This window comes from Cognatilysobacter bugurensis (assembly GCF_014652095.1).
Lineage (GTDB): Bacteria > Pseudomonadota > Gammaproteobacteria > Xanthomonadales > Xanthomonadaceae > Cognatilysobacter > Cognatilysobacter bugurensis.
The window spans coordinates 151151-176324 of sequence record NZ_BMYD01000004.1 but is presented as its reverse complement, the minus strand read 5'-3'; the positions used below and the strand labels follow the sequence as shown (position 1 = coordinate 176324).

Annotated in this window: 19 protein-coding genes; 8 read left to right on the top strand and 11 right to left on the bottom strand. The window is 70.1% G+C overall.

Going from position 1 to position 25174, the window contains the following annotated elements; translation table 11 throughout:
• Nucleotides 1-13 precede the first annotated feature (13 nt).
• The 7 genes from IE075_RS12220 to IE075_RS12190 form a co-directional block, all read right to left on the bottom strand.
• Nucleotides 14-1738: a proline--tRNA ligase gene (locus tag IE075_RS12220; protein WP_189457264.1), complete on the bottom strand. Its 1725-nt coding sequence runs from the start codon at nt 1736-1738 to the stop codon at nt 14-16.
• 67 nt (nt 1739-1805) lie between these two features.
• Entirely contained in the window at nt 1806-3050 is a 1245-nt protein-coding gene (locus tag IE075_RS12215) for a c-type cytochrome (RefSeq protein ID WP_189456928.1), read from the bottom strand.
• Nucleotides 3047-3712 carry a cytochrome c oxidase assembly protein gene (locus IE075_RS12210; protein ID WP_189456926.1) on the bottom strand — a complete coding sequence of 222 codons (666 nt, stop codon included), beginning with the start codon at nt 3710-3712 and terminating at the stop codon, nt 3047-3049. The genes IE075_RS12215 and IE075_RS12210 overlap by 4 nt, the downstream gene beginning before the upstream one ends.
• Nucleotides 3709-4125 (bottom strand): hypothetical protein, encoded by a 417-nt coding sequence (locus IE075_RS12205; protein ID WP_189457262.1) that lies wholly within the window; start codon nt 4123-4125, stop codon nt 3709-3711. Before IE075_RS12205 ends, IE075_RS12210 begins: the two co-directional genes overlap by 4 nt.
• Nucleotides 4126-4151: 26 nt before the next feature.
• Nucleotides 4152-6722, bottom strand: a complete 2571-nt coding sequence (ctaD, locus tag IE075_RS12200) for a cytochrome c oxidase subunit I (protein WP_229792502.1) — start codon at nt 6720-6722, stop codon at nt 4152-4154.
• Nucleotides 6719-7720, bottom strand: coding sequence for a cytochrome c oxidase subunit II (gene coxB, locus IE075_RS12195; protein WP_189456923.1), 1002 nt, complete (start codon nt 7718-7720; stop codon nt 6719-6721). The genes ctaD and coxB overlap by 4 nt, the downstream gene beginning before the upstream one ends.
• A gap of 360 nt (nt 7721-8080) precedes the next feature.
• Entirely contained in the window at nt 8081-8500 is a 420-nt protein-coding gene (locus IE075_RS12190; RefSeq protein ID WP_189456921.1) for a DUF4124 domain-containing protein, read from the bottom strand.
• A gap of 91 nt (nt 8501-8591) precedes the next feature.
• On the opposite strand from IE075_RS12190, the gene pssA reads away from it, so the two are divergent.
• From pssA to rimI, 3 genes are read left to right on the top strand one after another with little or no spacing between them, the layout of a single operon-like run.
• Nucleotides 8592-9362 carry a CDP-diacylglycerol--serine O-phosphatidyltransferase gene (pssA, locus tag IE075_RS12185; protein WP_229792501.1) on the top strand — a complete coding sequence of 257 codons (771 nt, stop codon included), beginning with the start codon at nt 8592-8594 and terminating at the stop codon, nt 9360-9362.
• A complete protein-coding gene (locus tag IE075_RS12180) occupies nt 9359-9727 on the top strand; it encodes a hypothetical protein (RefSeq protein ID WP_189456917.1) in 369 nt (122 codons plus the stop codon). The genes pssA and IE075_RS12180 overlap by 4 nt, the downstream gene beginning before the upstream one ends.
• A gap of 31 nt (nt 9728-9758) precedes the next feature.
• The gene (rimI, locus tag IE075_RS12175) at nt 9759-10241 is read left to right on the top strand and encodes a ribosomal protein S18-alanine N-acetyltransferase (protein ID WP_189456915.1); all 483 of its coding nucleotides are present in this window, start codon (nt 9759-9761) and stop codon (nt 10239-10241) included.
• Between the two features lie 24 nt (nt 10242-10265).
• On the opposite strand, the gene IE075_RS12170 is transcribed toward rimI, so the two are convergent.
• The 3 genes from IE075_RS12170 to IE075_RS12160 all read right to left on the bottom strand — a co-directional run bounded on the left by IE075_RS12170 (nt 10266) and on the right by IE075_RS12160 (nt 15286).
• Entirely contained in the window at nt 10266-13121 is a 2856-nt protein-coding gene (locus IE075_RS12170; RefSeq protein ID WP_189457257.1) for a valine--tRNA ligase, read from the bottom strand.
• Between the two features lie 167 nt (nt 13122-13288).
• Nucleotides 13289-13714 (bottom strand): DNA polymerase III subunit chi, encoded by a 426-nt coding sequence (locus IE075_RS12165; protein ID WP_189456913.1) that lies wholly within the window; start codon nt 13712-13714, stop codon nt 13289-13291.
• An 81-nt stretch (nt 13715-13795) separates the two neighbouring features.
• Entirely contained in the window at nt 13796-15286 is a 1491-nt protein-coding gene (locus tag IE075_RS12160) for a leucyl aminopeptidase (protein WP_189456911.1), read from the bottom strand.
• Nucleotides 15287-15455: 169 nt separating this feature from the next.
• On the opposite strand from IE075_RS12160, the gene lptF reads away from it, so the two are divergent.
• Complete coding sequence (lptF, locus tag IE075_RS12155) at nt 15456-16538, top strand: LPS export ABC transporter permease LptF (protein ID WP_189456908.1); 1083 nt, start codon at nt 15456-15458, stop codon at nt 16536-16538.
• Entirely contained in the window at nt 16535-17635 is a 1101-nt protein-coding gene (gene lptG / locus IE075_RS12150; protein WP_189456907.1) for an LPS export ABC transporter permease LptG, read from the top strand. Before lptF ends, lptG begins: the two co-directional genes overlap by 4 nt.
• Nucleotides 17636-18161: 526 nt before the next feature.
• On the opposite strand, the gene IE075_RS12145 is transcribed toward lptG, so the two are convergent.
• Nucleotides 18162-18611, bottom strand: a complete 450-nt coding sequence (locus IE075_RS12145; RefSeq protein ID WP_189456905.1) for an RDD family protein — start codon at nt 18609-18611, stop codon at nt 18162-18164.
• 29 nt (nt 18612-18640) lie between these two features.
• On the opposite strand from IE075_RS12145, the gene xerD reads away from it, so the two are divergent.
• The 3 genes from xerD (at nt 18641) to purL (ending at nt 25167) form a co-directional block, all read left to right on the top strand.
• Nucleotides 18641-19606 carry a site-specific tyrosine recombinase XerD gene (gene xerD / locus IE075_RS12140; RefSeq protein ID WP_189456903.1) on the top strand — a complete coding sequence of 322 codons (966 nt, stop codon included), beginning with the start codon at nt 18641-18643 and terminating at the stop codon, nt 19604-19606.
• 694 nt (nt 19607-20300) lie between these two features.
• Nucleotides 20301-21146, top strand: coding sequence for a DsbC family protein (locus IE075_RS12135; RefSeq protein ID WP_189456901.1), 846 nt, complete (start codon nt 20301-20303; stop codon nt 21144-21146).
• A 64-nt stretch (nt 21147-21210) separates the two neighbouring features.
• Nucleotides 21211-25167, top strand: a complete 3957-nt coding sequence (gene purL, locus IE075_RS12130) for a phosphoribosylformylglycinamidine synthase (RefSeq protein WP_189456898.1) — start codon at nt 21211-21213, stop codon at nt 25165-25167.
• Nucleotides 25168-25174 lie beyond the last annotated feature (7 nt).

Below are 25174 nucleotides of genomic sequence, written 5' to 3'. Positions count from 1 at the left end.
CCGACGGCGGGTTTCAGGCCGGCTGCGTGGCCTGCAGGCGGGCGATCACATCCGCGCGCGAGAGCTGCTCGGCTTCGGCCGCCGCGCGATGGCGGTATTCGAACGTGCCGGCCGCGAGGCCGCGCTCGGACACCACGATGCGGTGTGGGATGCCGATGAGCTCGATGTCCCCGAACATCACGCCCGGGCGCAGGCCGCGGTCGTCGAGCACGGTTTCGATGCCGGCCGCATTGAGCTCGCGGTACAGCGCCTCGGCCGCTTCGGCCACGCCGGCGTCGTTCTTCGGATTGATCACGCACACCGCGGCACGCCATGGCGCCATCGACTCGGGCCAGAGGATGCCGTTGGCGTCGTGGTTCTGCTCGATCGCCGCCGCGACGATGCGCGACACGCCGATGCCGTAGCAGCCCATCGCAGGCGTGGCGGCCTTGCCGGTCTCGTCGAGCACGGTGCAGCCCATCGCCTGCGCGTACTTGCGGCCGAGCTGGAACACGTGGCCGACCTCGATGCCGCGCGCGATGCCGAGCGTGCCGTGGCCGTCGGGCGAGGGATCACCCTCGACGACGTTGCGGAGGTCGGCGACGAGCACGGGCTCGGGCAGGTCACGGCCCCAGTTCACGCCGGCCAGATGCGCGCCGCGCTCGTTCGCGCCGACGACGAAGTCGACCATCGCGGCGACCGCACGATCCGCGACGACCTGCACCGACGGTTTCACGCCGACCGGGCCCAGAAAGCCCGGCTCGCTGCCGAGGTGCTCGAGGATCTCGGCTTCGGTCGCGAGGCGGTATTCGGCCAGGCCCGGCAGCTTAGCGAGCTTGATCTCGTTCGCGACGTGATCGCCACGTACGAGCGCGAGCACGAACTGCGGGTTGTTCTCGGCGTCCACGCCCATCAGCGCGATCGACTTGACCGTGCGCGCGAGCTCGATGCCCATCAATGCGGCGACGTCTTCGCAGGTTTTCTGCGTCGGCGTGTCGATGCGGCGCATCGTCTCGGTTGCAGCGGCGCGCTTACCCGGCGCGAGCGCTTCGGCGAGTTCGACGTTCGCGGCGTAATCGGTCGCGCTCGAGAACGCGATCGCGTCCTCGCCCGAGTCGGCGAGCACGTGGAATTCGTGCGAGGCGCTGCCGCCGATCGCGCCCGTGTCGGCGAACACCGCGCGGAACTTGAGGCCCAGGCGCGTGAAGATGCGGCCGTACGCGTCGTACATGTTGCGGTACTCGCGCGCGAGGTCCTCGTCGGTGAGGTGGAACGAGTACGCGTCCTTCATGAGGAACTCGCGCGCGCGCATCACGCCGAAGCGCGGGCGGATCTCGTCGCGAAACTTCGTCTGGATCTGGTAGTAGGTGACCGGCAGCTGCTTGTAGCTCGCCAGTTCCGCGCGCGCGAAGTCGGTGATGACCTCCTCGTGCGTGGGGCCGTACGCGTACTCGGCCTCCTTGCGGTCCTTGATCTTCAAAAGCTGGCCGCCGAACTTCTCCCAGCGCCCGGTCTCCTCCCACAGCTCGCGCGGCTGGATCGACGGCATCAGCAGTTCGATCGCGCCGGCGGCGTTCATTTCCTCGCGAACGACGCGCTCGACCTTGCGCAGCACGCGCAGGCCCAGCGGCGACCAGGTGTAGAGGCCGGCAGCGAGCTTGCGGATCATGCCGGCCTTGAGCATCAGCCGGTGGCTGGCGATCTCGGCGTCGGCGGGGGTTTCCTTGCTGGTGCGGAGGTGGAACTGCGACAGGCGCATCGGCGGAATTCGAGCGGGAAAGGCGGGCATTCTGCCATGCGCACGCGGGCTCGCCCGACGCCGGGAATCAGCGGGCCGCGCGTGCGGCGGCCGGCGCCGGCGCGGGCAGCGATGCGTAGTAGGCCGACAGCGCGTCGATGTCGCCCGGCGTCAGCGCGAGCGCGGCATGGCGCATCACGTGCGCGCGTGGCGTGCCGCCGCGGTGGCCGTCGCGGAACAGCTGCAGCTGCAGCGCGAGGTAGTCGCGGTACTGGTTCGCGAGGTCCGGGTGCAGCGGATGACGCACGACCGCGCCTGGGCCGTGGCACTGCCGGCACGCCGGGATGCGGCGCGGGGCGTCGCCGTCGGTGGCGAGCCGTTCGCCGCGCGCGATGAGGTCGGCGTCGTGGCCGGGATTCGCCGCGGGCGTGCCGACCGCGGGCGTCGCGCCCGTCGGCGCGAGCGACGCGTAATGCCGGGCGAGCGCACGCATCTGCGGGTCGCTGAGCCCGGCCGCGATCGGCTGCATGACGCCGCTGTGGCGCTCGCCGCTTCCGTACGCGCGCAGGCTTGCGAGCAGGTACGTCTCGCGCTGGCCGGCGAGCTTCGGGAAGGCGCCCAGGCCGCGCCCCGTGCCGTCCTCGCCGTGGCAGCGCGCGCAGTTCGCAAGCGCGGTCTGAGGAGGCGTCTGCAGTGTCGCGAGGTAGGCGCCGTCGCGGCCGATCCCGGCCTCGGGCATGAGCTCGCCGTAGGCGAGGCGGCGGTACTCGGCCGGATCGAGCGATGGCAGCGCGCGCAGGAACGCCACCATTGCCCAGACCTCGTCCTCGCGCTTCGGCGCGGGCCAAGCCGGCATCGAGGTGTATTTGAGCCCGTGCTTGACGATCCAGAACATCTCGCTCGGGGCGAGGTTGTGCATGTCCTCGGGCAATTTGGGCGGCGAGGGCAGCATGCCCTGCACGATCAGCGACGCGCGCTGGCCGGGGGCACTGTGGCACGGCGCGCAGCCGGTCGCGTAATGGCCTGCGCCGCGGAGCACGAGCGCCGGGTCGTCGAGCGGCGGCGCCTGCTCCCCGAGCGTGCGCATGCGCACCGTGTGTGTCATGACAATCTCGAGGAGGCGCTTGGTGACCGGCCAGTGCGGCTGGCTGGCGGCGATCGACGGCAGCCCGAGTGCGACGAAGAGCAGTCCGCCGATCGCGGCTACGGCGCCGAGACCGAGCACGCGACACAGCACGGCCTTCCAGCCGCCGTCGATGAGGCAGTGCCACGCGCGGCGCGGCCAGTAGGCGAGTCCGTCGAGCACGCCGCGAATCACCGTATTGCGGGTCATGCGCCCTCGCTCCGCCGTGCGCGCAGCAGACCCGCCAGCAGCACCAGCGCGCCGACGAGGTAGACCGTGCCGCCGACGCCGAGCATCAGCACACCGCCGAGCTGCTGGTCCTGCAGCACGTCGAGGCCGAACAGCGGCGCCGCGCCCGCATGGGCGTACAGCGCGCGCGATGCGCCGGCGAGCAGCACGCCGAGCAGCGTCATGTGCATCGACGTGAGCAACAACCCGCCGACGCCCGCCGCGGCGCGCTCGCGCGAGGCCGGGCCGCCGAATGCGGACACCCAGACGAGCAGGCCGGCGAGCAGGAAACTGCCTTGCTCGAGCACGCGCATCGACGGCGCGTGTCGCGCGGCGTGGTGGAGCGCAGGCGCGTGCCAAGCCCAGACGACGACGAGTTCGACGACCGACGCGGGCAGCGGGGCGAATGCTGCGGGCCAGCGCGCAGCCGGGTCGTGTCCCGAGCCCGCGAGCCCGAACGCGAGCAGCGGCGCGGCGATTGCGATCACCGCGACGTGCATCGTCATGTGCGCGGCAAACGCGTGTTGTGCGAGCGCCGGCAGCGGCCCGAGCCACGCCGCGGCGAGCACGAGCGCGCCGAGTCCCGCGGCAGTGCGATGCCGGATGCGCGATGCGACAGGCAGCGGCGCGGCAAGCGTCGTCATCGACAAGTCCCGATGAACACGATCGTCAGGCCCTGGTAGACGACCGCGATGAAACTCAGTCCGCACAGCAGCAGCGTGGAAAAGCCCAGAAACCGGTGGCGGTCGGCCGCCGACGGCGCATCGTGCGGCAGCGTCGCCGCACCCCAGCGGTGCTGCCGCCACCCGCGCCAGCCGAAGAACGCGATCAGCGCGAGCGATACGCCCGTATACGCGATGACCAGCGTGCGCGACGTGCCGAGCGGAGCGAGGCGTGAGGTCTTTGCGCACCAGATCGCAACGGTCACATAGGAGACCAACAGGTGCGCGGCCCACACAGTCGGCCCGGTCGTGAGCATCCACAACGTGCCGCGATTTTCCGGCAGCTCGGCCTCGGCGCGCGCGCGACCCGGCTCGTCGGGCGCTTCGTGATTCACGTGAGAGCGGTCGGGCGCAGACATGGTCAGGCGAGCAACGGGAAGCCGGCGATCGTCGCGACCGTGATGAGCGCAGTGATCGCCATGAAATGCCAGTACAGCGTGACGTTCTGAATGTCGATGTCGTGCTCGGCGGTCATGCGGCCGGCCGCGCGGCGCGCGAGGCAGTACAGCTGCATGATCACGCCCGCCGCGACGTGGAACGCGGTCCATCCTGCGAGCACCCACACGGTGGCCGGGTACACATGCGCAGTCGGGTCGAGTCCGGTCAGCCACGGCCCGGCCAGCAGCGCGGCGGCGCCCGCGAGCGCGAGCAGCGTCGCGATCGCCAGGCACGCGTAAAACGGCCCGCGCGCATCGCGCTGGTTGAGCGTGCGGGCAAGCCACGTCAGCGCCCACGCACCGAGCAGCAGCGCGAGCGCGAGCGTCGGCCAGAACACGCCGGGGCCGATCGCGGGGTCCGGCGGGAAGTCGTCGTGGATCGTCCAGAAGAAGAAGTAGCCGAACACGAGGCTCACGAACGCCGTCATGTCGCCGATCATCGTGATGAACATCGCCCACCAGCCGACCGACTTGGGCCCCGACGCGTACAGCGGCAACGTGAGCCCGAGGCCGACGTCCTTCGCGGGCTTTTCCGGCTGCACTGCGGTGCCGGTCCACAGCCAGATAAGGATCGTCGCGAGCGCGAGTCCTGCGCTGATGCCGGCGGCTACATACATCTTGAAGACCGGCAGGATGAACGCGCCGCCGGTGAACACCGCGGCCCAGAACGTCACGAACGTCGGCCCCGGCACGCGCAGGCACTGCTGCGGCTCGGCATCGAGCGTCGAGGTGATCAGCGTTTCGCGCTTTTCCTCTGCCGCGTCGGGCAGGTAGAAGCGCCCGTCGTCGACGTCCTGCATGAGGCCGGGCTGGTCCCACAGCGGGTAGCGGCCCTGGATCACCGGCACCGAGCGCACGCCCCAAGGCTTGCCCGGCATCTCGGTCAGCCATTCGAGCGTGCCCGCGTTCCACGGGTTGCGCGGCGACAGCTCGCGCCGGCGTGCGCTGCGCACCGCGTCGATCACGAGCACGAGCACGCCGGCCGCGAACACGAACGCGCCGACCGTCGAGATCATGTTGAGCACGTCGAAGCCCTGGCCCGCGTTGTACGTGTACACGCGGCGCGGCATGCCGACGAGGCCGGTGATGTGCATCGGGAAGAACGCGACCATGAAGCCCGAGAACATCAGCGCGAACACGATGCGCCCGAGCCGTTCGGACATCTGTTTGCCCGTCACCATCGGGAAGAAGTAGTACACGCCCGCGATGATCGGAAACAGCATGCCGCCGATCAGCACGAAGTGCAGGTGGGCGACGATGAAGTAGGTGTCGTGCGCCTGGAAGTCGAACGGCGCGACCGCGATCATCACGCCCGTGAGCCCGCCGATCACGAAGATCGCGAGCGCGCCGAGCACGAACAGCATCGGCGTCGAACGCACGACCTTGCCCGCGAGCACCGTCGCGAGAAGCGCGAAGATCTGCACGCCGGTCGGCAATGCCACGGCTTCGGACGCGGCCGAGAAGAACGCGAGCGAGATGTTCGGCATCCCGGTCGTGAACATGTGGTGCACCCACAGCCCGAAGCTGATGAACCCCGTGCCGACGGCGGCGAGCACGATCCAGCTGTAGCCGACGATCGGCCGGCGCGCGAACGTCGGCACGATCATCGCGACGAGCGCGATCGAGGGCAGGAAGATGATGTAGACCTCGGGGTGGCCGAAGATCCAGAACAGGTGCTGCCACAGCAGCGGATCGCCGCCGCGCTCGACGTCGAAGAACGGCCAGTTGAAGCCGCGCTGCAGTTCGAACATCAAATCGCCCGCGATCAGCGGCGGGAACGCAAACAGGATCATGACCGCGACGACGAGGATGTACCACGCGTACAGCGGCATGAGGTTGAGCCGCATGCCGGGCGGGCGCGTCTTGAGCACGCCGACGATGAGCTCGACGGCGGCCGCGATCGACGCGACCTCGATGAAACTCAGGCCGAGCAGCCAGATGTCCGCGCCGTAGCCGTCCTGGTATTCGATCGTCAGCGGCGGGTACATGAACCAGCCGCCCTTCGGTGCCGCGTTGAAGAAGATCGATCCGGCGACGAACACGCCGCCGATCAGGAAGCACCAGAAGCCGTACGCGGACAGCCTCGGAAACGGAAGGTCACGCGCGCCGAGCAGCTGCGGCAGGATGACGATCGAGAACGCCTCGAAGATCGGCACGGCGAACAGGAACATCATCATCGAGCCGTGCAGCGTGAACATCTGGTTGTACAGATCGGCGCTGACGACATCGTTCTCCGGCACCGCGAGCTGCGTGCGCATCACCAGTGCGAGCACACCGGCGAACAGGAAGAACACGAACGACATCGCGGTGTACCAGACGCCAACCTCGCTGTTATTGACGGCCGACCAGTAGCGCCAGCCCTGCGGCGTGTACCACGCGCGCTTGAGGCGTTCTTCCTGCGCGCGGCGCACGGCGTCGGACGCGAGCGGCGCGCGCAGCGGTGTGCCGGGCACCAGGTCGCGCTCGGTCTGTGGCTCGGGCGGCCGCGCGCTCACTGCAGCGACTCCAAGTACGCCGCAAGCGCGGCGACCTCATCGGCGGACAGCATCCCGTACGACGGCATCAGCACCTCGGGTTTGACCGCGTGTGTGCGTGAAATCCATCGCGCGAACGCGGGAGCGGTGTTCGGCAGCGTGCCGGCGGCCAGGCTGAGCCGGCTGCCGACGTGCGTGAGGTCGGGGCCGAGAGGGCCGTTCGCCGGTGTGCCGCGAACGACGTGGCAGCCGCCGCAGCCTTGGCGGAGGAAGGCCTGCTCGCCGCGCTGTGTGATCGGTGTCGTCGGCGGCGCGGCGGGCGCGGCCTGGTGGCGCAGCCATCGGTCGAACGCATCGCGCTCCAGGACCACTGCAACGAACTCCATGTGCGCATGCGAGGCGCCGCAGTACTCCGCGCACACGCCGCGAAACACGCCGGTGCGCGTGGGCTCGAGCACGAGCCGGTTCACGCGGCCCGGGATCATGTCCATCTTGCCGCCGAGCGACGGGATCCAGAACGAATGGATCACGTCAGGGCTCACGAGTTCGAACTCGGTGCGTTCGCCGACCGGCAGGCGGATCTCGTTTGCGAGTTCGATCCACTTGCCGCCCGCCGGGCGGTAGCGCACGCGCCACCACCACTGCTCGCCGGATACATGCACGCGCACCGAACCCGGCGACGCGTCCGCACGCAGCGGCGGCATCATCGCCAATCCGTACGCGAGCAGCGCACCGAGCACCAGTGTAGGAAACACCACGCCGCCGCCGAAGATGAGCCAGCGCGACGCGTTGCGGCCGTGGCGCTCGGCGTTCGCACGCGTGGCGTACAGCGCGAACCCGATCACGGCGATCCACACCAGCGTCGCGCCGGCGGTCATGATCCAGAACAGCCGCGCGACGCGCTCGGCCTCCACGCCGGCCGGGGCGAGCGTGGATTGCGGATTTGCACATGCCGCGAGGCCTACGAGCGCCAGCGTCATGGCGACGGAGCGCACTGCGGCGCGGTGGGCACCGCTCATCGAGCGGCTCCGCAGGCGCGCCGCTGCTGCAAATGCGTCAAGCCGCGCTCGCCTTGCACCGGCCAGCACGCTGCACTCCGCCCATGACGGGCCGCGCGCCAACGAAGGCGGTGCGGCGAGGTCGCGCGGTCAACGATGGTCGAAGGGAGTCGACGGGTCACGTAAGGCGCGGGCCGGTCGGAATCGGCGCAGCCTCGCGCGATCGCGCGCAAAGGAACGTGAACAGGGCGTGCTCACATCCGGGCGGGGCGGTGCATCGTCGCGTGCGGACATGAAATCGCCGCTGCACGAGTGGCAGCGGCGACGTGGCTTGCGATCAATGACCGATCGGCAGCGCCGCAGAAGCGGCAGCGCCGGATGTCAGCCGGCTTTCTTCGCCGACGCGCTGATGGGGGAGGCTTCGCAGTGCACCTCGATCGCCGCCTTCGCGAGCTGCAGCTGCGCGGCGCGCTGCTCCGGGCTCATCATGCTGTCGGGCTTGCCGTCCTTGTCCGCGTCGATGCCCACCGGCGCATTGCCTTCGAGCACCTTGAGGTTTCCGCGTGCATTCGTGCAGTTCGCATTGACGGCCGGCTTGGCGGCGATCGCCGGCGTTGCCGTCTTGGCGCCGACGGTGCGCGTCGTGTGCTGCCCGGCAGGCGGCAGGTCGGTGTAATGAGTGACGCCCTGGGCGTCCTTCCACTGGTACACCTTCGCGGCGGACACAGGGAGCGAAACGAGCAGGCCGAGCGCGACGCCGCACAGCGGCAGGAGCGGGAAACGGGGGGCGGCGCAGGACATGATGGGGCTCCGGGGGACGGCTTTGCCGGATTCGAGCACCGCCGTCGTCCACGAAGCAAGCAGTACACTTCAAAAAATGGACCCGACGCACATGCCCGCGCCTCCGCCGGCCCGCCCGCGCAACCGCGGGGTCTACCTGCTGCCGAACCTGTTCACGACCGGCGGGCTGTTCGCGGGCTACTACGCGATCATCGCCGCGACGCAGGGCCGGTATGAATTCGCCTGCATCGCCGTGTTCATCGCAGCGCTGCTCGACGGGGTCGACGGCCGCGTCGCACGGCTCACGAACACGCAGAGCGAGTTTGGCGTGCAGTACGACTCGCTCGCCGACCTCATCAGCTTCGGCCTGGCGCCGTCGCTGCTCATGTACCACTGGGCGCTCGACTCCCTGCGCCTCGACGGCGTGACGCCGGGCAAGATCGGCTGGATCGCCGCGTTCCTGTACGCGGCCTGCGCGGCGCTGCGGTTGGCGCGGTTCAACTCGCAGGTCGGGCAGGTCGACAAGCGCTGGTTCATCGGCCTCGCCAGCCCGGCGGCGGCGGGCCTGGTCGCGAGCTTCGTGTGGACCTGCGTGAGCCTGGGGCTCGACGGGCGCGCGCTGCGCTACGTCGCGCTCGCGGTGACGGTCGTCGCGGCGCTGCTGATGGTCAGCCGCCTGCGCTATTACAGTTTCAAGGCCAGCGGCCCGCGTAACGACCGCCTGCCGTTCCTGGCGATCATCGTCGTGCTCGCGGTGCTCATCGGCATTGCGATCTACCCGCCGGGCGTGCTGCTCGCGATCTGCGCGGCGTACGCACTGGCCGGGCCGATGCACAGCGTGGTCCGGCGCGTCCGGCGTGCGCCCGCGGAGAGCGCGCCATGAGCGCGCAGTGGAGCGCCGAGCAGCGCGAGTGGTTGCAGGTGATGGGCTACGACCTGCTCATGCCGGCCGGCGCAGCGGATGCAGATGCGGAGGCGGTCGCGGTCGCCGAGCCGCCGCCGGCGGTTGAAGCCCCGTCCGAAGTCGACACACGTTCGGCACGTCCGGCTGCGCCGCGCGGCGCAGCCGCCCCCGGTGTCGATCTGACCGACCCGTTGATGCGTGCACTGCTGCGCGCCTCGCGCTGCGACGACCTCGCTGAGTTGGGCCGCCTTGCGGGCGACCTGCGGGCGCTGCGTCGCGACCCGGCGGCCAAGCGTGCGCTGTGGCCGGCGCTGCGCGCGCTGCGGATGCGGAGCCGTCGGTGAGTCGCGCGCTACATCACGCGCGGAGGCGGGCATGAGGGCACTCGCGACTGACGCAGGCCCGCGCGCGTCGCTGCGCCCGATGCAGGAGGCCGACCTCGACGCGGTCTACGAGGTCGAGCTGCGCGCGTACCCGTTTCCATGGACGGCGGGCATCTTCCGCGATTGCCTGCGCGCGGATTACCCGTCCTGGGTGCTCGTCGAGGACGGCCGCATCATCGGCTATTTTTTGCTGAGCCTCGCCGCCGACGAGGCGCACGTGCTCAACGTCTGCGTCGCGCCCGAATGCCAGGGCCTCGGCCACGGCCGGCGTTTGCTGCGCGCGATCCTGCAGCTCGCCCGCGGGCGCGGCGCGCATCGCGTCTTTCTCGAGGTGCGGCCGACCAACAAGGGCGCGATCGCGCTCTACGACTCGGAAGGCTTCAACGAAATCGGCCGCCGGCCGCGCTATTACCCGGCCGCAAACGGCCGCGAGGACGCGCTCGTCATGGCAATCGAACTGCTGCCGCCGGAGTAGACCGGCGGCGGTTTCGCCGCGGGCTCAGCCGAGCTTCGCGCGCTGCGCAGCCAGGCCTTCGCGCTGCACCGTCCAGTCGACCAGGCGCTTGCGCTCCTGTTCAACGACGGCCGGCGGTGCATTCGCAACGAAGGTGTCGCTTGCCAGCTTGCCCTGGCATTTCGCGATCTCGCCGTCGACGCGCTTGAGCTCCTTGTCGAGGCGCGTGCGCTCGGCGCCGAGGTCGACGAGGCCCTCGAGCGGCACCAGCAGCTTCAGCGTGCCGACCACGCCGGCAGCGGAAGCGGGCGCGTCGTTCGCGTCGTCGAGCGTGGCGATCGACTCCAGCTTGCACAGGAAGCGCAACTGCGACGCAAAGCGCGTCGCGCGCTCACGGTCATCGGCCGTCCCGTCCGCGAGCAGCAGCGCGACCTGCTTGGCCGGCGCGACGTTGAGCTCGCTGCGGATTCGACGCACCGAGGAAATCACGGCCTTGAGCCATTCGACCGCGGCCTCGGCTTGCGCATCGCCCGACGCGAGATCGGCGGCGCGCGGATACGGCCGCAGCATGACAGTCGACTCCGTGACCCCGAGCTTCGGCACCACCGCCTGCCACAGCTCCTCGGTCACGAACGGAATCAGCGGGTGCAGCAGCGCGAGCAGGCGTTCGAGCACGTACAGCAGCGTGTGCCGCGTGCTGTCGGTGGCCGCCGCGTCGTCACCGTTGAGCGCGGGCTTGGCGAGTTCGACGAACCAGTCGCACACGTCGTTCCACGCGAACTCGTACAGCGCCTGCGCGAGTAGGTCGAAGCGGTAATCGGCGAAGTGCTGCTCGGCCTCGGCGGACACGCGCGCAAGCTGCGCGAGGATCCAGCGCTCGGCGTCGGTCTTCGGCTGCGGCACGCCCGAGGCGCTAAAGCCCTCGGTGTTCATGAGCACGAAGCGCGTTGCGTTCCACAGCTTGTTGCAGAAATTCTTGTAGCCCTCGGCGCGGCCGAGATCGAACTTGATGTCGCGGCCGTGCGTGGCGAGTGCGCAGATCGTGAAGCGCAGCGCGTCGGCGCCGAACGCGGGGATGCCGTTCGGAAACTCCTTGCGCGTGGCCTTCTCGATCTTCTCGGCCATCTTCGGCTGCATGAGCCCGCTCGTGCGTTTGGCGACGAGCGCGTCGAGCGTGATGCCGTCGATGAGGTCGAGCGGGTCAAGGATGTTGCCCTTGGACTTGCTCATTTTCTGGCCCTGCGCATCGCGCACGAGGCCGGTGATGTAAACGTCCTTGAACGGCACTTCGCCCGTGAAGTGATCCGTCATCATGATCATCCGGGCGACCCAGAAGAAGATGATGTCGAAGCCAGTGACGAGCACGCTCGAGGGCACGTAACGCTCGAAGCCGCGCTGCTGCATCAGCGCGTCATTCGGCCAGCCCATCGTGGAAAACGGCCACATCGCCGACGAGAACCAGGTCTCGAGGACATCGTTGTCCTGCGTGAGCGCGACGTCGCTGCCGAGGCCGTGCTTGGTGCGCACTTCGTTTTCGTCGTGGCCCACGTAGACGTTGCCCTGCGCGTCGTACCACGCCGGGATGCGGTGGCCCCACCAGAGCTGGCGGCTGATGCACCAGTCCTGGATGTTTTCCATCCAGTGGCGGTAAGTGTTGATCCAATTCGAAGGCACGAACTTGACCGCGCCCGTCTCGGCCAACTCGAGCCCGCGAGCGCCGAGCGTGTCCATCTTCACGAACCACTGGTCCGTGAGGTACGGCTCGATGACCTGGCCCGTGCGATCGCCGCGCGGCACCTGCAGCTTGTGCGGCTTGGTCTCGACGAGGAGGCCCTGCGCCGCCAGATCGGCGAGCACGGCCTTGCGCGCGTCGAACCGGTCGAGGCCGCGGTAGGCCTGCGGCACGCCGACGTCGTCCGCGGCCGCGCCGTCGATCACCTTCGCATCCAGCGTGAAGATGTTGAGCAGCGGCAGCCCATGGCGCTGGCCGACCGCATAGTCGTTGAAGTCGTGCGCCGGCGTGACCTTGACCACGCCGGTGCCGAACGCGCGGTCGACGTAGTCGTCGGTAATGACCGGGATGCGGCGGCCGGTCAACGGCAGCACGACCTCACGGCCCGCGAGCGCCGCGTAGCGCTCGTCGTCCGGATGCACCATCGCGGCGGTGTCGCCGAGCATGGTCTCCGGTCGCGTGGTGGCGACGACGAGATAGTCGCGCATCTCGCGCAGGAATTCGTTGCCGTCGGCGTCGTGCTCGACGTATTCGTAGGTCGCGCCGTCGGCGAGCGGGTAGCGGATCGACCACAGCGAGCCGTCCTCTTCCTCGTTGACGACTTCGAGATCGGAGATCGCGGTCTTCAGCACCGGATCCCAGTTCACGAGCCGCTGGCCGCGGTAGATCAGGCCCTGCTCGTGCAGCTTCACGAATGCTTCCCGAACCGCGTCGGCGGCCATCGGGTCCATCGTGAACACGCTGCGCGTCCAGTCGCCCGACGTGCCGAGGCGGCGCATCTGCCGCTCGATCGTGTCGCCCGATTTCTGCTTCCAATCCCAGACCTTCGCGATGAAGCCGTCGCGGCCGAGCGAGTCACGGGTCTCGCCCGCGCCTTCGTTCGCGAGGTTGCGCGAGACCACCATCTCGGTCGCGATGCCCGCGTGGTCGGTGCCCATCTGCCACAGCGTGTCGCAGCCGAGCATGCGGTGGTAGCGGATCAGCGCATCCTGCAGCGTGTGCTGGAATGCATGGCCCATGTGCAGTGTGCCGGTGACGTTCGGCGGCGGCAGCAGGATGCAGTAGGGCTCGCCCTCGCCACGCGGTTGGAACGCACCGCTCGACTCCCATTGCTCGTACAGGCGGGTCTCGAATTGGGTGGGGTCGTAGCCGGGGGCGAGGGTGGACATGGCGATCGAGGTTTCGAAAGGGAGGGCGGGATTGGGCGGCGGCTTGCGGCGGTCGTCCGGGTCGGCAAGCGCTTCGCGCGGGATGCCGACGGGCATGGCCTGTGCTGCTGTGGCGGCTCCGCGGTGCTGCGGGAGCCCGTGCTGCAGTTCACTGCACCTGCAGCGGTCTACATATCGTGTTTCTGGAGTTCGAGGCCGCGCGCCTGGTACTGCTTCCAGCGCTCGCGCAATGGGCCGCGCGCGGATTCGTCGGCCGGCACGACCTCGAGCACGCGATCGAACGTGCCGGCGACCGCGGCGTCGCGCAGGTTGATCACCAGTGGACGGAGCGCGGCGTCGGATGCGGGGCCGGCGATGAGCACGTCGGCCTCGTCCTCATCCTCGTCCAGCCCGGCGATCTGGTGCGGAATGAACGCGTCCTCGCCCATGTCCCAGAGCATGTCGTCGAGCGTCTCGGCCTGCGCGTCGTCGCGCGCGAGGATCAGCGTCGGCAGGCCGGCCGCATGTGCCTTGCGCACCAGCTCGCAGACGAGGCGCAGCGGCTGCTCGCGAAAGCGCGGTGTGGTGACGAGGTAGAAATCGGCGCGGGGCATCGGGCTCGTGATCGGCAGGGTCGGAAAGGATCGGGCCACCGCGTGCCAGTCCCGGCACGCGGCATCGATCAACGGCGTCGGTCAGGCGGTTTGGGCCCGGTCGATCAGCCACTGCGACAGCAGGCCGACCGGACGGCCGGTCGCCATGCCGCGCTTGCCCTCGTCGTTCGCGACACCGGCGATGTCCAGGTGCGCCCAGCGCTGGCCCTCGGTGAAGCGCGCGAGGAAGCAGCCGGCCGTGATTGCGCCGCCCCAGCGGCCGCCGATGTTGTAAACGTCGGCGAACGTGGACTCGAGCTGGGTCTGGTACTCGTCCCACAGCGGCAGGCGCCACGCGCGATCGAACACGTGCTCGCCGGCGCGCAGCAGCTCGTCGGCGAGGTCGTCGTGCTTGGTCATGAGGCCCGTCGCGAACCGGCCCAGCGCGACCATGCACGCGCCGGTAAGCGTCGCCACGTCGAGCAGCGCAGCCGGCTCGAAGCGCTGCGCGTAGGTCAGCGTGTCGCACAGGATCAGGCGGCCCTCGGCGTCGGTGTTGCCGACTTCGATCGTCTTGCCTGACATGCTCGTGAGCACGTCGGACGGGCGGTACGCGTCGGCATCGAGCATGTTCTCGACAGCGGGCACCAGGACGTTGAGGTTGATCGGCAGGCGCATGCCGACGGCGGCGACGAACGTGCCGAGCACGTTCGCGGCGCCGCACATGTCGTACTTCATTTCCTCGACGCCGCCCTGCACCTTGAGGTTCACGCCGCCGCTGTCGAACGTGATGCCCTTGCCGACGAGCACGTAGGGCTTCGCATCGCCCGCGCCGCGGTACTTCAGCACGATGAGCTTGGGCGGGTTCGCCGAGCCGCGCGCGACGGCGAGCAGCGAGCCCATGCCGAGCTGCTGCATCTGCTCGCGGTCGAGCACTTCGCACTCGGTGGTGTCGAAGCGCGACGCGAATTCCTGCGCCTGCTGTGCCAGGTAGCCGGGGTTGCAGATGTTCGGCGGCAGGTTGCCGAGCTCACGCGCGAACTTCACGCCCGCGGCGATCGCCGTGCCCTGCGCAAGCGCGGCGGCATCGGCACCGGTGATGCTGACGCGGCGCAGGCCGGGCTCGATCTTCGCGCGCGACTGCTCGCCGAGCGTGGCGGTGTAGCGGTAGGCCGCATGGTCGGCGACGACGACGGCCTGGCGGATCGCCCATGCCGCATCGCGGCCCGACACGCTCGCCTCGGGCAAGGTCAGCAGCGCATGCGCGACCGGGCCCGCCTTGAGCGCGCGCACCGCGTCGCCCACCGCCTTGAGGTACTGCGCGACGCCGAACTTCGCCGTCTCGCCCAGGCCCACGACGAGCACGCGCGGGCTGCGCACGTTCGGCAGGTCGTGCAGCAGCGCGGTCTTGCCGGCCTTGCCGCTGATGTCACCGCGCTCGAGCAGGGCGCGCAGGCGGCCGCCGGAGGTCGCGTCAATCGCAGCGCCCGCTGCGGTCAGCGTCTGGTCGGCAAATGCGCCCACCACGATGCAATCGGCGTCGGCGTCGACGGCGGCGGGGGCGTCGCGGTTCAGTTCGAATTCGAGGGACATCGGCAGGTTCCAATGGGAGAGGGGAGCGAAGGGGCGCAACCGGGATTTCCGTACAATCCGGCGCTTGCCCGCGTCGAACGATCGCGGCGCGCGTTCGTCCGGCCCGCGGGGCCGGCGACGCGGCCCATGGCGCGACCGTGATCGCCCGAGTCTAAAGCAGCCCCTGCCGATGCCCAAGCTTGACCGCTATTTGTTCGGCGAATTCGCCCAATCGACGTTCGCCGCGCTGGTGGTGCTGCTCGTGGTGTCGCTCGGCGGCGTGTTCACCACCGTGCTCACGAACGTCACGCGGGGCCGCGTGCCGGCCGAAATGATGGTCCCCCAGCTCGGCCTGGTGCTGCTGAACTACCTGCCGGTGATCCTGCCGCTCGCGCTGCTGCTCGGGATCATGCTCGCGATGGGCCGGCTCTACCGCGACTCGGAAATGCCGGTGATCGCGTCGATCGGCGTCGGCCCCGGGCGCCTGCTGCGGCCGCTGCTCGCCGTCGTGGTGCCGGTGGTGCTCGTCGTCGCGGCGGCCTCGCTGTGGCTCGGGCCGTGGGCCGAAGCGCTGTCCAAGCGCATGATCAGCGAGGCGAGTCGCAACATGCTCGCCGCCGGACTCGAGCCGGGCCGATTCACCTCGCTGTCGAATGGCGGTGTCGCGTTTGTGGGCGGCATGTCCGACGACGGCAGCCGGTTCAGCCGGGTGTTCGTGTACCGCCAGGGCGAGGACCGACTCGACGTGGTCACCGCGAACGAGGGCGAGTTGCAGGTCGACGACGCCGGCCGGCGCTACCTGCAGCTCAACAACGGATTCGAGGTCGAGGGGCCCCGCGGAGGCGGGCTCGACTTCCGGCTCATGCAGTACGCGCGCAACGAGATCGAATTGCCCGCGGGCGAGTCGCGCTTCGATCCCACCGATCCGGAGCTCATGACGACCCTCGCGCTCGCCGGCGATCCGCGCCCCGAGGCACAGGCGCAGCTCCATCGCCGCATCGCACCACCTCTCCTCGCGCTCGCGTTTGCGCTCATGGCCGTGCCGCTTGCGCGCAGCACGCCGCGGCAGGCGCGTTATGCGGGCGCGGTGATGGCGTTCCTCGGCTACGTGGTGGTGGTCAATCTGATGCAACTGGGCACCAGCTGGATCGAGCGGGGCAAGCTCGCGCCTGCGGTGGGACTGTGGTGGATGCTGGTGCCGCTGCTCGCGTTCGCCGCGTGGCTCTACGCGGGCGATGGGCGCATCCGGCGGCGAATCGGAGCGCGCGCATGAGGGCGATGCCGCGGATCCATGACCTGTATGTCGGTCGCGCCGTGCTTGGCACGGTCCTGATCGTCTGGGCCGTCCTGCTGGGCCTCGACGTGATGCTGAGCTTCGTCGACGAATTCCGGGATGTCGGCACCGGTCGCTACGGCCCGCTCGAAGCCGTGCTGTACACGGCGCTCACGATCCCGCGTCGCATGCATTACCTGTTTCCATACGCCGCCGTGATCGGTGCGCTGATGGGGCTGGGGCAGCTCGCGGCCACGTCGGAGCTCACCGCGTTGCGCGCGCTGGGAGTGTCGCGGCGTCGGCTCGGGCTGGCGGCTGCGGGCGCGATCGCGGTGCTCACCGCGCTCATGGTCATCAATGGCGAGACGTTGGGCCCTTGGGGCCAACGCAGCGCGGACGCGCTGAAAACCTCGGCGAAATCCGACAACCTGCTCGTTGCGCAGTACTCGGGCCTTTGGGCGCGCGAGGGCGACGTGATCCTCAATGCGCAGGGCGGCCAGGAGCGTATCGCCAAAGGCGATCGCTGGCTCGAACTCAACGACGTGCGGCTGTTCGAATTCGCGCCGGACGGCCGGCTGGAATCGATGGCGCTTGCGAAGACCGCCGAGCACCGCCCCGGTCGCTGGTTGCTCAAGGACGTGACGCGGACGCGCTTCACCGCGAACTCCGTCTCGCGCACGCAGGTGCCGCAGGAGCGCTGGGCCTCGCAGCTTGACGCCACGGCCCTCACGGCCGGCACCGACCGCCCGCGTTACCTCAGTGCCAGCGAGTTGCACCGCGCGATCGAGTACCGCAAGCGCAATTCGCTCGAGGCGAGCGAGTTCGAGGAGCACTACTGGGGCCGGTGGTTCTACGCGCTCAACGTGCTCGCGCTGTGCCTGGCCGCCGTGCCATTCGCATTCGGTTCGCTGCGCAGCGGCGGCCTCGGCAAGCGCCTGTTCATCGGCATCGTGTTCGCGCTCGGCTTCTGGCTGCTGCAGAGCCAGTTCGTGAAGCTCGCGGGTGTGTTCGGCTTCGACTACCGCCTCGCGTACCTGGCACCGACGGTCATCATGCTGCTCGTGTCCGCCGCCCTGTTCCGAAAAAGGAGTGGGTGAGCCGGCGTTGCTCGCGATCGTCCGGTGGACGATCGCACGCCGGCGAACGCCCGGCGCGCTGCGCCGGGCCGGACGTGCTCAGCAGCGACGCGCGAAGCAAGCACGATGCCCCGCCCGCGGCACTGCTGCGCGCGCTGCCGAACGCCCGCCGCACCGCGGCGGGCCGGCGCGCTCAGCCATGGGCGCGACGGCGATTTGAGGCCGCACAATCGGTGCCTGCGAAACCTGCCGCCCTGCAGCGACCCGGACGCGCTCAGTCCGCGAGCGCCACGCGAATCTGAGGCCGCATCACGGCCGCCTTCGAAAACCGCCGCGCTGCAGCGGGTCAGACCTGCCGAGCACGCCGGCGTCGCACGAATACAAGGCTGCGCTAACGGCGGCAATGGAGCGCGGCTGCGTAACACGCACCCGGTGCGCCCTGCCGACGGCATCCGAGGACGACAGTCGTCGCGCATCGTCCCACCGCAGCCATCCACGTATCGATCCTCGTGTCATGCAGGCTAAGGCGGGTTACACCGGCGCAAGCTCAATCCCGCTTCGCCTCCCGCACGAGCCGCGTCCCGCTCGCCCGGTCGTGCCAGGTCAGTCGATCCCGGTCGATCCACGCCCACCAGAAGCCGAGTCCGCCTGCGAGCAGCGACAGCGTGCCGACCGCATACCGCACCCACAGCAACGGCCGTGGCGCGGCGTGGCCGTCAGTGCCGATCACGCGCAGCCGCCACGGGCGCATGCCCAGCGTCTGCCCGCCACGGCGCCAGCTCGCCACCGCGTACATGCCGGTCAGCCCCCAGCACGTGATCCACAGCAGCCACTGCATCGGGCTCCATGGCACGAGAGGCCGGTTGCCTTCCGCGACCAAGAACAGCGCCGCAACCGCCATCCACATCGCGGCTGCCGGCCACAGGTCGTAGAACAGCGCGAGCAAGCGCCAGCCGAGGTGGGGACGGGAAGGTTCGGTGACCGGGTGCGCTGCCATCGCAAAAGCATAGTCGTTAGGCTCGCGACATGAGCCCGACCGCCCCACGCCGCACGCCTGCCGATCGCCGCCAGCAGGCGATGGCGTTGCCGGCGCTGCCCGATGCCGATGCGCCCGTCATCGAGCGCTTCCTCGAATCGGCCTGGGCCGAGCACGGTCTCGCCCGCGCAAGTCTCGACAGCTACCGCCGCGACCTAGAGGGCTTCGCGCGGTGGCGAACCGGGCAGGGCGGTGGACTGGTCGGCGCCGACCGAGCGGCGCTGTTCGAGTACCTCGCGTGGCGCACGCGCGAAGGCTATTCGCCGCGCAGCAACGCCCGCCTGCTGTCGACCCTGCGCGCGTTCTTCGGCGCCTGCGTGCAGCGCGGCGAACGCAGCGATGATCCGACCGCGCTGCTCGATCCACCTTCCCTGCCGCGGTCCTTGCCCAAGGCGCTGTCCGAGAGCGAGATCGACGCACTGCTGGCCGCGCCGGATGTCGCTACACCGCTCGGCCTGCGAGATAAGGCGATGCTCGAGCTCATGTACGCCGCGGGCCTGCGCGTGAGCGAACTCGTCGAGTTGCCGGCGACCGCGGTGAACCTGCGTCAGGGAGTGCTGCGCGTGACCGGCAAAGGCCGCAAGGAGCGCCTCGTGCCGCTCGGGGAAGAAGCGCAGCACTGGCTCGAGCGTTACCTGCAGGCCTCCCGCGCGGCGCTCGCGCAGGGCCGCAGCCTCGCGCCGCTGTTCCTGACCGCGCGCGGCGAAGCGCCGACGCGCCAGCAGTTCTGGATGCTGGTCAAACGCTATGCCGCCGCCGCGGGCATCGATCCCGCGCGCGTCAGCCCCCACGGCCTGCGCCACAGCTTTGCCACGCACCTGCTCAATCGCGGAGCGGACCTGCGTGCGCTGCAAATGCTGCTCGGCCACAGCTCGCTGTCGACGACGCAGATCTACACCCTGGTCGCCCGCGAGCAGCTCAAACGCCTCCACGCCAAGCACCACCCGAGGGGGTGAGCGATGGCCGCTTGCGCGGCATCGCCGCGCGGCCATCGCGAACGCCCGCCGCGCTGAGGCGGGCAGGACGTGCACAGCCGTGACGCGCGAGGTAGGCACGAAGCCCCGCCCCGGCGGCACTGCCGCGCGCGCTGCCGAACGCCCGCCGCGCTGCGGCGCACCGGGCGTGCGCAGTCGTGACGTGCGAGGCAGGCACGAAGTCCCATCGACGGATCGCCGCGCGGCCATGGCGAACGCCCGCCGCGGTGCGGCGGGCCGGGCGTGCTCAGCAATGACGCGCGAAGCAGGCACGAAGCTCTGCCGGAGGCAGTGTGGCGCGCGCGACCAAACGCGCGTCGCGCCGCGGCGGACCTGGCGCGCCGAAACGCCACGTCCACTCGGGTTCGCAATGCGCGGCGCCAGCGACCGAGCCGACGGCGCACGACGAGCAAAAAACACGCGGGCCGATGCCATATACGGCGAAGGGGGGCCTTCACAGTCGACGTAAACACGTCGCAGTCCCAGTGCAGCCGTTCGCTCGTCGGCGACGCAGCCCGAAAGCCGCACCGAGGCCCTGCAGACGCGCTCGCCCCGACGCAACCGCGGCAACCCGCCGCTTGAATCGCCGCTGCACCACTCCCGCCGCATTGACCGTCGGTTTTTCGGCGCGTGCCACAATCGGCCGATCGCGATGCCGCGCCCCACAGGACTTTCGATGAAGCGCACCTTGCTCGCCGTGTTCGGCGCGATCAGCCTCTCCGCCTGCGCCCAGGCGCCCGACCCCGCGAAGACCGCGGCAGGCGCTCCCACGCCGCCAGCGGCTTCGACGCCGACGGGCGCCGCGGCCGCTGCGCCGAACGCCGCAGCCGGCACGCCGGACGCGCGCGCGATCGAGGCGATCCGTCGACTCAACCCGCAGGTGCCGATCGACCGCGTCGACGCCGCGCCGATGCCCGGCTTCCGCCAGGCGATCGTCGGCGGCCAGGTCGTTTACGTCACCGATGACGGGCGCTACGTGTTCGTGCCCGGCTCCGGCGGCGCGCTGTTCGATGCCACCGCCAAGCGCAACCTCAGCGAGGACGCGCTGGCGTCGATGCGCCGCGAGCTGCTTGCGAAGATCCCGGCCGGCGAGCGCATCGTGTTCGGCCCGGCGAACCCCGAGCACACCGTGACCGTGTTCACCGACGTCGCCTGCGGCTACTGCCAGCGCCTGCACAGCGAGATCGCCGAATACAACAAGCAGGGCATCGCGGTCGAATACCTTGCGTTCCCGCGCATGGGCCTCGGCAGCGAGGACTACCGCACGATGGTGTCGATCTGGTGCGCGTCCGACCGCAAGCAGGCGCTCACGCGCGCAAAGAGCGGCGAGCCCGTCGAGCCCAAGAGCTGCAAGAGCACCGTCGACATGCAGTACGACATCGGCCAGCGCGTCGGCCTGACCGGCACCCCGATGATCCTCGCCGAGGACGGCACCCAGCTCGGCGGTTACGTGCCGCCGGCACAACTGCGTGAAGCGCTCGACCGGCTCGCCGTGGAGCGCGCGGCGACGCCTGCGGGCTGATCGACGCGGGTCGGGCCGGGCGCTCCGTTACAATGCCCGGCCCGTCGACCCGGTTGCTTCGGACATGATCGTCCTCGAGGGCGCGCCCGCCCTGTCCGCGTTCCGCCGCGAACGCCTGCAAGCCCGCCTCCAAGCCCTCCATTCCGACGTGCGCGTGCTCGGCGCATGGCATGTGTACTGGGTCGACGCCGAGCCCGGCGCCGAGCCCGACCGCGACGCGCTCGGGCGCATCCTGCAGGGCGGCTTCGACGCCCAGGGCCGCGCCGACGGCGCCGTCTCGCGCTATGTCACGCCGCGCCTCGGCACGCTCTCGCCGTGGGCGAGCAAGGCGACCGAACTGCTGCGCGGCGCAGGCCTGCCAGTGCGCCGCGTGGAGCGCGGCACGCGCTACGACCTCGCCGGCTGGCCCGGCGATGCGGCCACGCAAGGCCAACTCGCAAAGATCCTGCACGACCCGATGACGCAGTCGCTGCTCGAGGCACGCGAGGACGCGATCGCACTGTTCACTGCGCCCACGCGCGGCGAGCTCGAGCGCATCCCGCTCGACGACCTCGACATCGCGAACACGCGCCTCGGCCTCGCGCTCGCCGACGACGAGATCGCCTACCTGCGCGAGCGCTACGCCGCGCTCGGCCGCGTGCCATCGGACGTGGAGCTCATGATGTTCGCGCAGGCGAACTCCGAGCACTGCCGGCACAAGATCTTCAACGCATCGTGGACAATCGACGGGCGCGAGCAGTCGCACTCGCTGTTCAAGATGATCAAGCACACGCACGCGCAGACGCCGCAGCACACGCTGAGCGCGTACAGCGACAACGCGGCCGTCGTCGAAGGCTACGCGAGCCGGCGTTTCCGCCCGGATCCGGCCACGCGCACCTACCGCAGCGAGGCCGAGATCGACTCGGCGTTCTGCATCAAGGTCGAGACGCACAACCACCCGACCGCGATCGCCCCGTTCCCGGGCGCGTCCACCGGCGCCGGCGGCGAGATCCGCGACGAAGGCGCGACCGGCCGCGGCGGCAAGCCGAAGGCGGGCCTCGCCGGCTTTTCGGTGTCGCACCTGCGCATCCCGACGCTGCCGCAGCCGTGGGAGGCGCCGCGCGCGCTGAACCCGCGCATGGCGCCCGCGCTCGAGATCATGCTCGACGGCCCGATCGGCGCGGCCGCGTTCAACAACGAGTTCGGCCGGCCGAACCTCACCGGCTACTTCCGCACGTTCGAACTCGACGAGAGCAGCGACGGCACGTCACTGACGCGCGCCTACGACAAGCCGATCATGCTCGCCGGCGGCCTCGGCGCGATCGATCGCGTGCAGGTGCGCAAGCTCGGCCTGCAGCCCGGCGACGCGGTCGTCGTGCTCGGCGGCCCGGCGATGCTGATCGGCCTCGGCGGCGGCGCGGCGAGTTCGGTGGCTTCGGGCGAGAGCCACGAGGCGCTCGACTTCGCGAGCGTGCAGCGCGACAACCCCGAGATGGAGCGTCGCTGCCAGGAAGTCATCGACGCCTGCGTCGCGCTTGGCGAGCGCAACCCGATCGCGACCGCGCACGACGTCGGTGCGGGTGGCCTGTCGAACGCCGTGCCCGAGCTGCTGCATGACTCCGGCCTCGGCGGCGTGATCGACCTCGATCAGGTGCCGAGCGATGATCCGTCGCTGTCGCCGATGCAGCTGTGGTGCAACGAATCGCAGGAGCGCTACGTGCTCGGCGTGTCGCCCGCGCGGCTCGAGGAATTCCGCGCGATCTGCGTGCGCGAGCGCTGCCCGTTCGCCGTGGTCGGCTATGCAACCGCGCAGGAGCGACTCGTCGTCGGCTACGGCGCGACGGTCGAATCGGTGTACGGCGATGCCGCAGTCGATGCGCGCGTCGAGCACCCCATCGATCTGCCGATGGACTTGCTGTTCGGCAAGCCTCCGAAGATGCATCGCGACGCGAAAACGCCGCCGGCCGGCCCGTGGCCGATGCTGCAGTGGCACGGCCTGGACCTGTACGACGCCGCGCTGCGCGTGCTCTCGCACCCGACGGTCGCGTCGAAGAACTTCCTCATCACGATCGGCGACCGCAGCGTCGGCGGCCTGACCGCGCGCGACCAGATGGTCGGCCCGTGGCAGGTGCCGGTGGCCGACTGCGCGATCACGCTCGCCGGTTTCGACAGCCATGCCGGTGAGGCGATGGCGGTCGGTGAGCGCGCGCCGCTCGCGCTGCTCGACGCCGCGGCAGCCGCGCGCATGGCGGTGGGCGAGGCGATCACGAACCTGTGCGCCGCGCCGGTCGAATCGCTCGATCGCATCAAGCTCTCGGCCAACTGGATGGCCGCCGCGGCCCATCCGGGCGAGGACGCGAAGCTGTTCGACGCGGTGCGGGCGATCGGCCTGGAGCTGTGCCCCGAGGTGGACCTCAGCATCCCGGTCGGCAAGGACTCGTTGTCGATGCAGGCGCAGTGGACCGCGGACGGGCAGGCGCACAAGTCGGTGTCGCCGGTCTCGCTGGTCATCACCGCGTTCGCGCCGGTGCGCGACGTGCGCACGCAGCAGACGCCGATGATGACGCGCGAAGTCGAGTCCGAGCTGTGGCTCATCGGCCTGGGCGCAGGCAAGCAGCGCCTCGGCGGATCGGTGCTCGCGCAGTGCCACCCGGCATCGCGCGTGTCGGCGAACAACGCCACGCTGCCGGCGTTCGCGGCGGTCAGCGACCGCAACGACACCGGCGCGCCCGACCTCGACGATCCGCAGCGCCTGCGCGATTTCTTCGAGTTGATCCGTGCGGCGCGCGAGGCCAGCCTGCTGCACGCCTACCACGACCGGTCCGACGGCGGCGCGTTCGCGGCGCTGTGCGAGATGGCGTTCTGCTCACGCGTGGGCCTCGACATCAACCTCGACGGCTGGGGCGAAGATCCCTTCCGCACGCTGTTCAACGAGGAGCTCGGCGCGATCGTGCAGGTCGCGATCGAGGACCGCGCCGAATTCGCCGACCTCGTCGCGCGTCACGGCCTCATCGATTGCGCGCAGCGCATCGCAAAGCCGACGACGGCGCCGAGCGTGCGCGTGCGCGCCGGCGAGGAAGTGCTGGCCGAGTGGCGCTGGGACGTGCTGTTCGATGCGTGGTGGGCGACGAGCCACGCCATGCAGAAGCTGCGCGATAACCCCGACTGCGCCGACGCCGAACGCGCGATCGCGCGCGACTTCACCGCGCCGGGCCTCAAGCCGAAGCTCACGTTCGACCCGGCAGAGGACGTGGCCGCTCCGTACCTCAACACCGGCGCACGGCCGCGCGTGGCGATCCTGCGCGAGCAGGGCGTCAACAGTCAGATCGAGATGGGCTTCGGCTTCGACCGCGCCGGCTTTGAAGCGGTCGACGTGCACATGAGCGATCTCATCGCCGGCCGCTTCGACCTCGCCGATTTCCGCGGCTTCGCGGCCTGCGGCGGCTTCAGCTACGGCGACGTGCTCGGTGCCGGCCGCGGCTGGGCCACGTCGATCCTCGAGCGCCCGGCGCTGCGCGCGATGTTCGAGTCGTTCTTCGCGCGCCAAGACACATTCGCGCTCGGCGTCTGCAACGGCTGCCAGATGCTGAGCCAGCTCAGGTCCATCGTTCCCGGCGCCGCGCACTGGCCGCAGTTCCTGCGCAACCGCAGCGAACAGTTCGAGGCGCGCCTGAGCCTGCTCGAGGTCGGCGAATCGCCTTCGCTGTTCCTGGCCGGCATGCAGGGCTCGCGCATCCCGGTCGTCGTCTCGCACGGCGAGGGTCGAGCGGCGTTCGACAGCGATGCCGATGCCGCGCAGGCGTCTGTCGCGCTGCGTTACATCGACGGTCACGGCGCGCCGGCCACGCAGTACCCGACGAACCCGAACGGCACGCACAACTCGGTCGCCGGCCTGAGCAGCGACGACGGTCGCGTGACGATCCTCATGCCGCACCCCGAGCGCACCTTGCGCACCGCGAACTTCAGCTGGGCGCCCACCGGCTGGCCCGACGACTCGCCGTGGCTGCGGATCTTCCGCAACGCGCGTGCGTGGGTGGACTGAACGCACG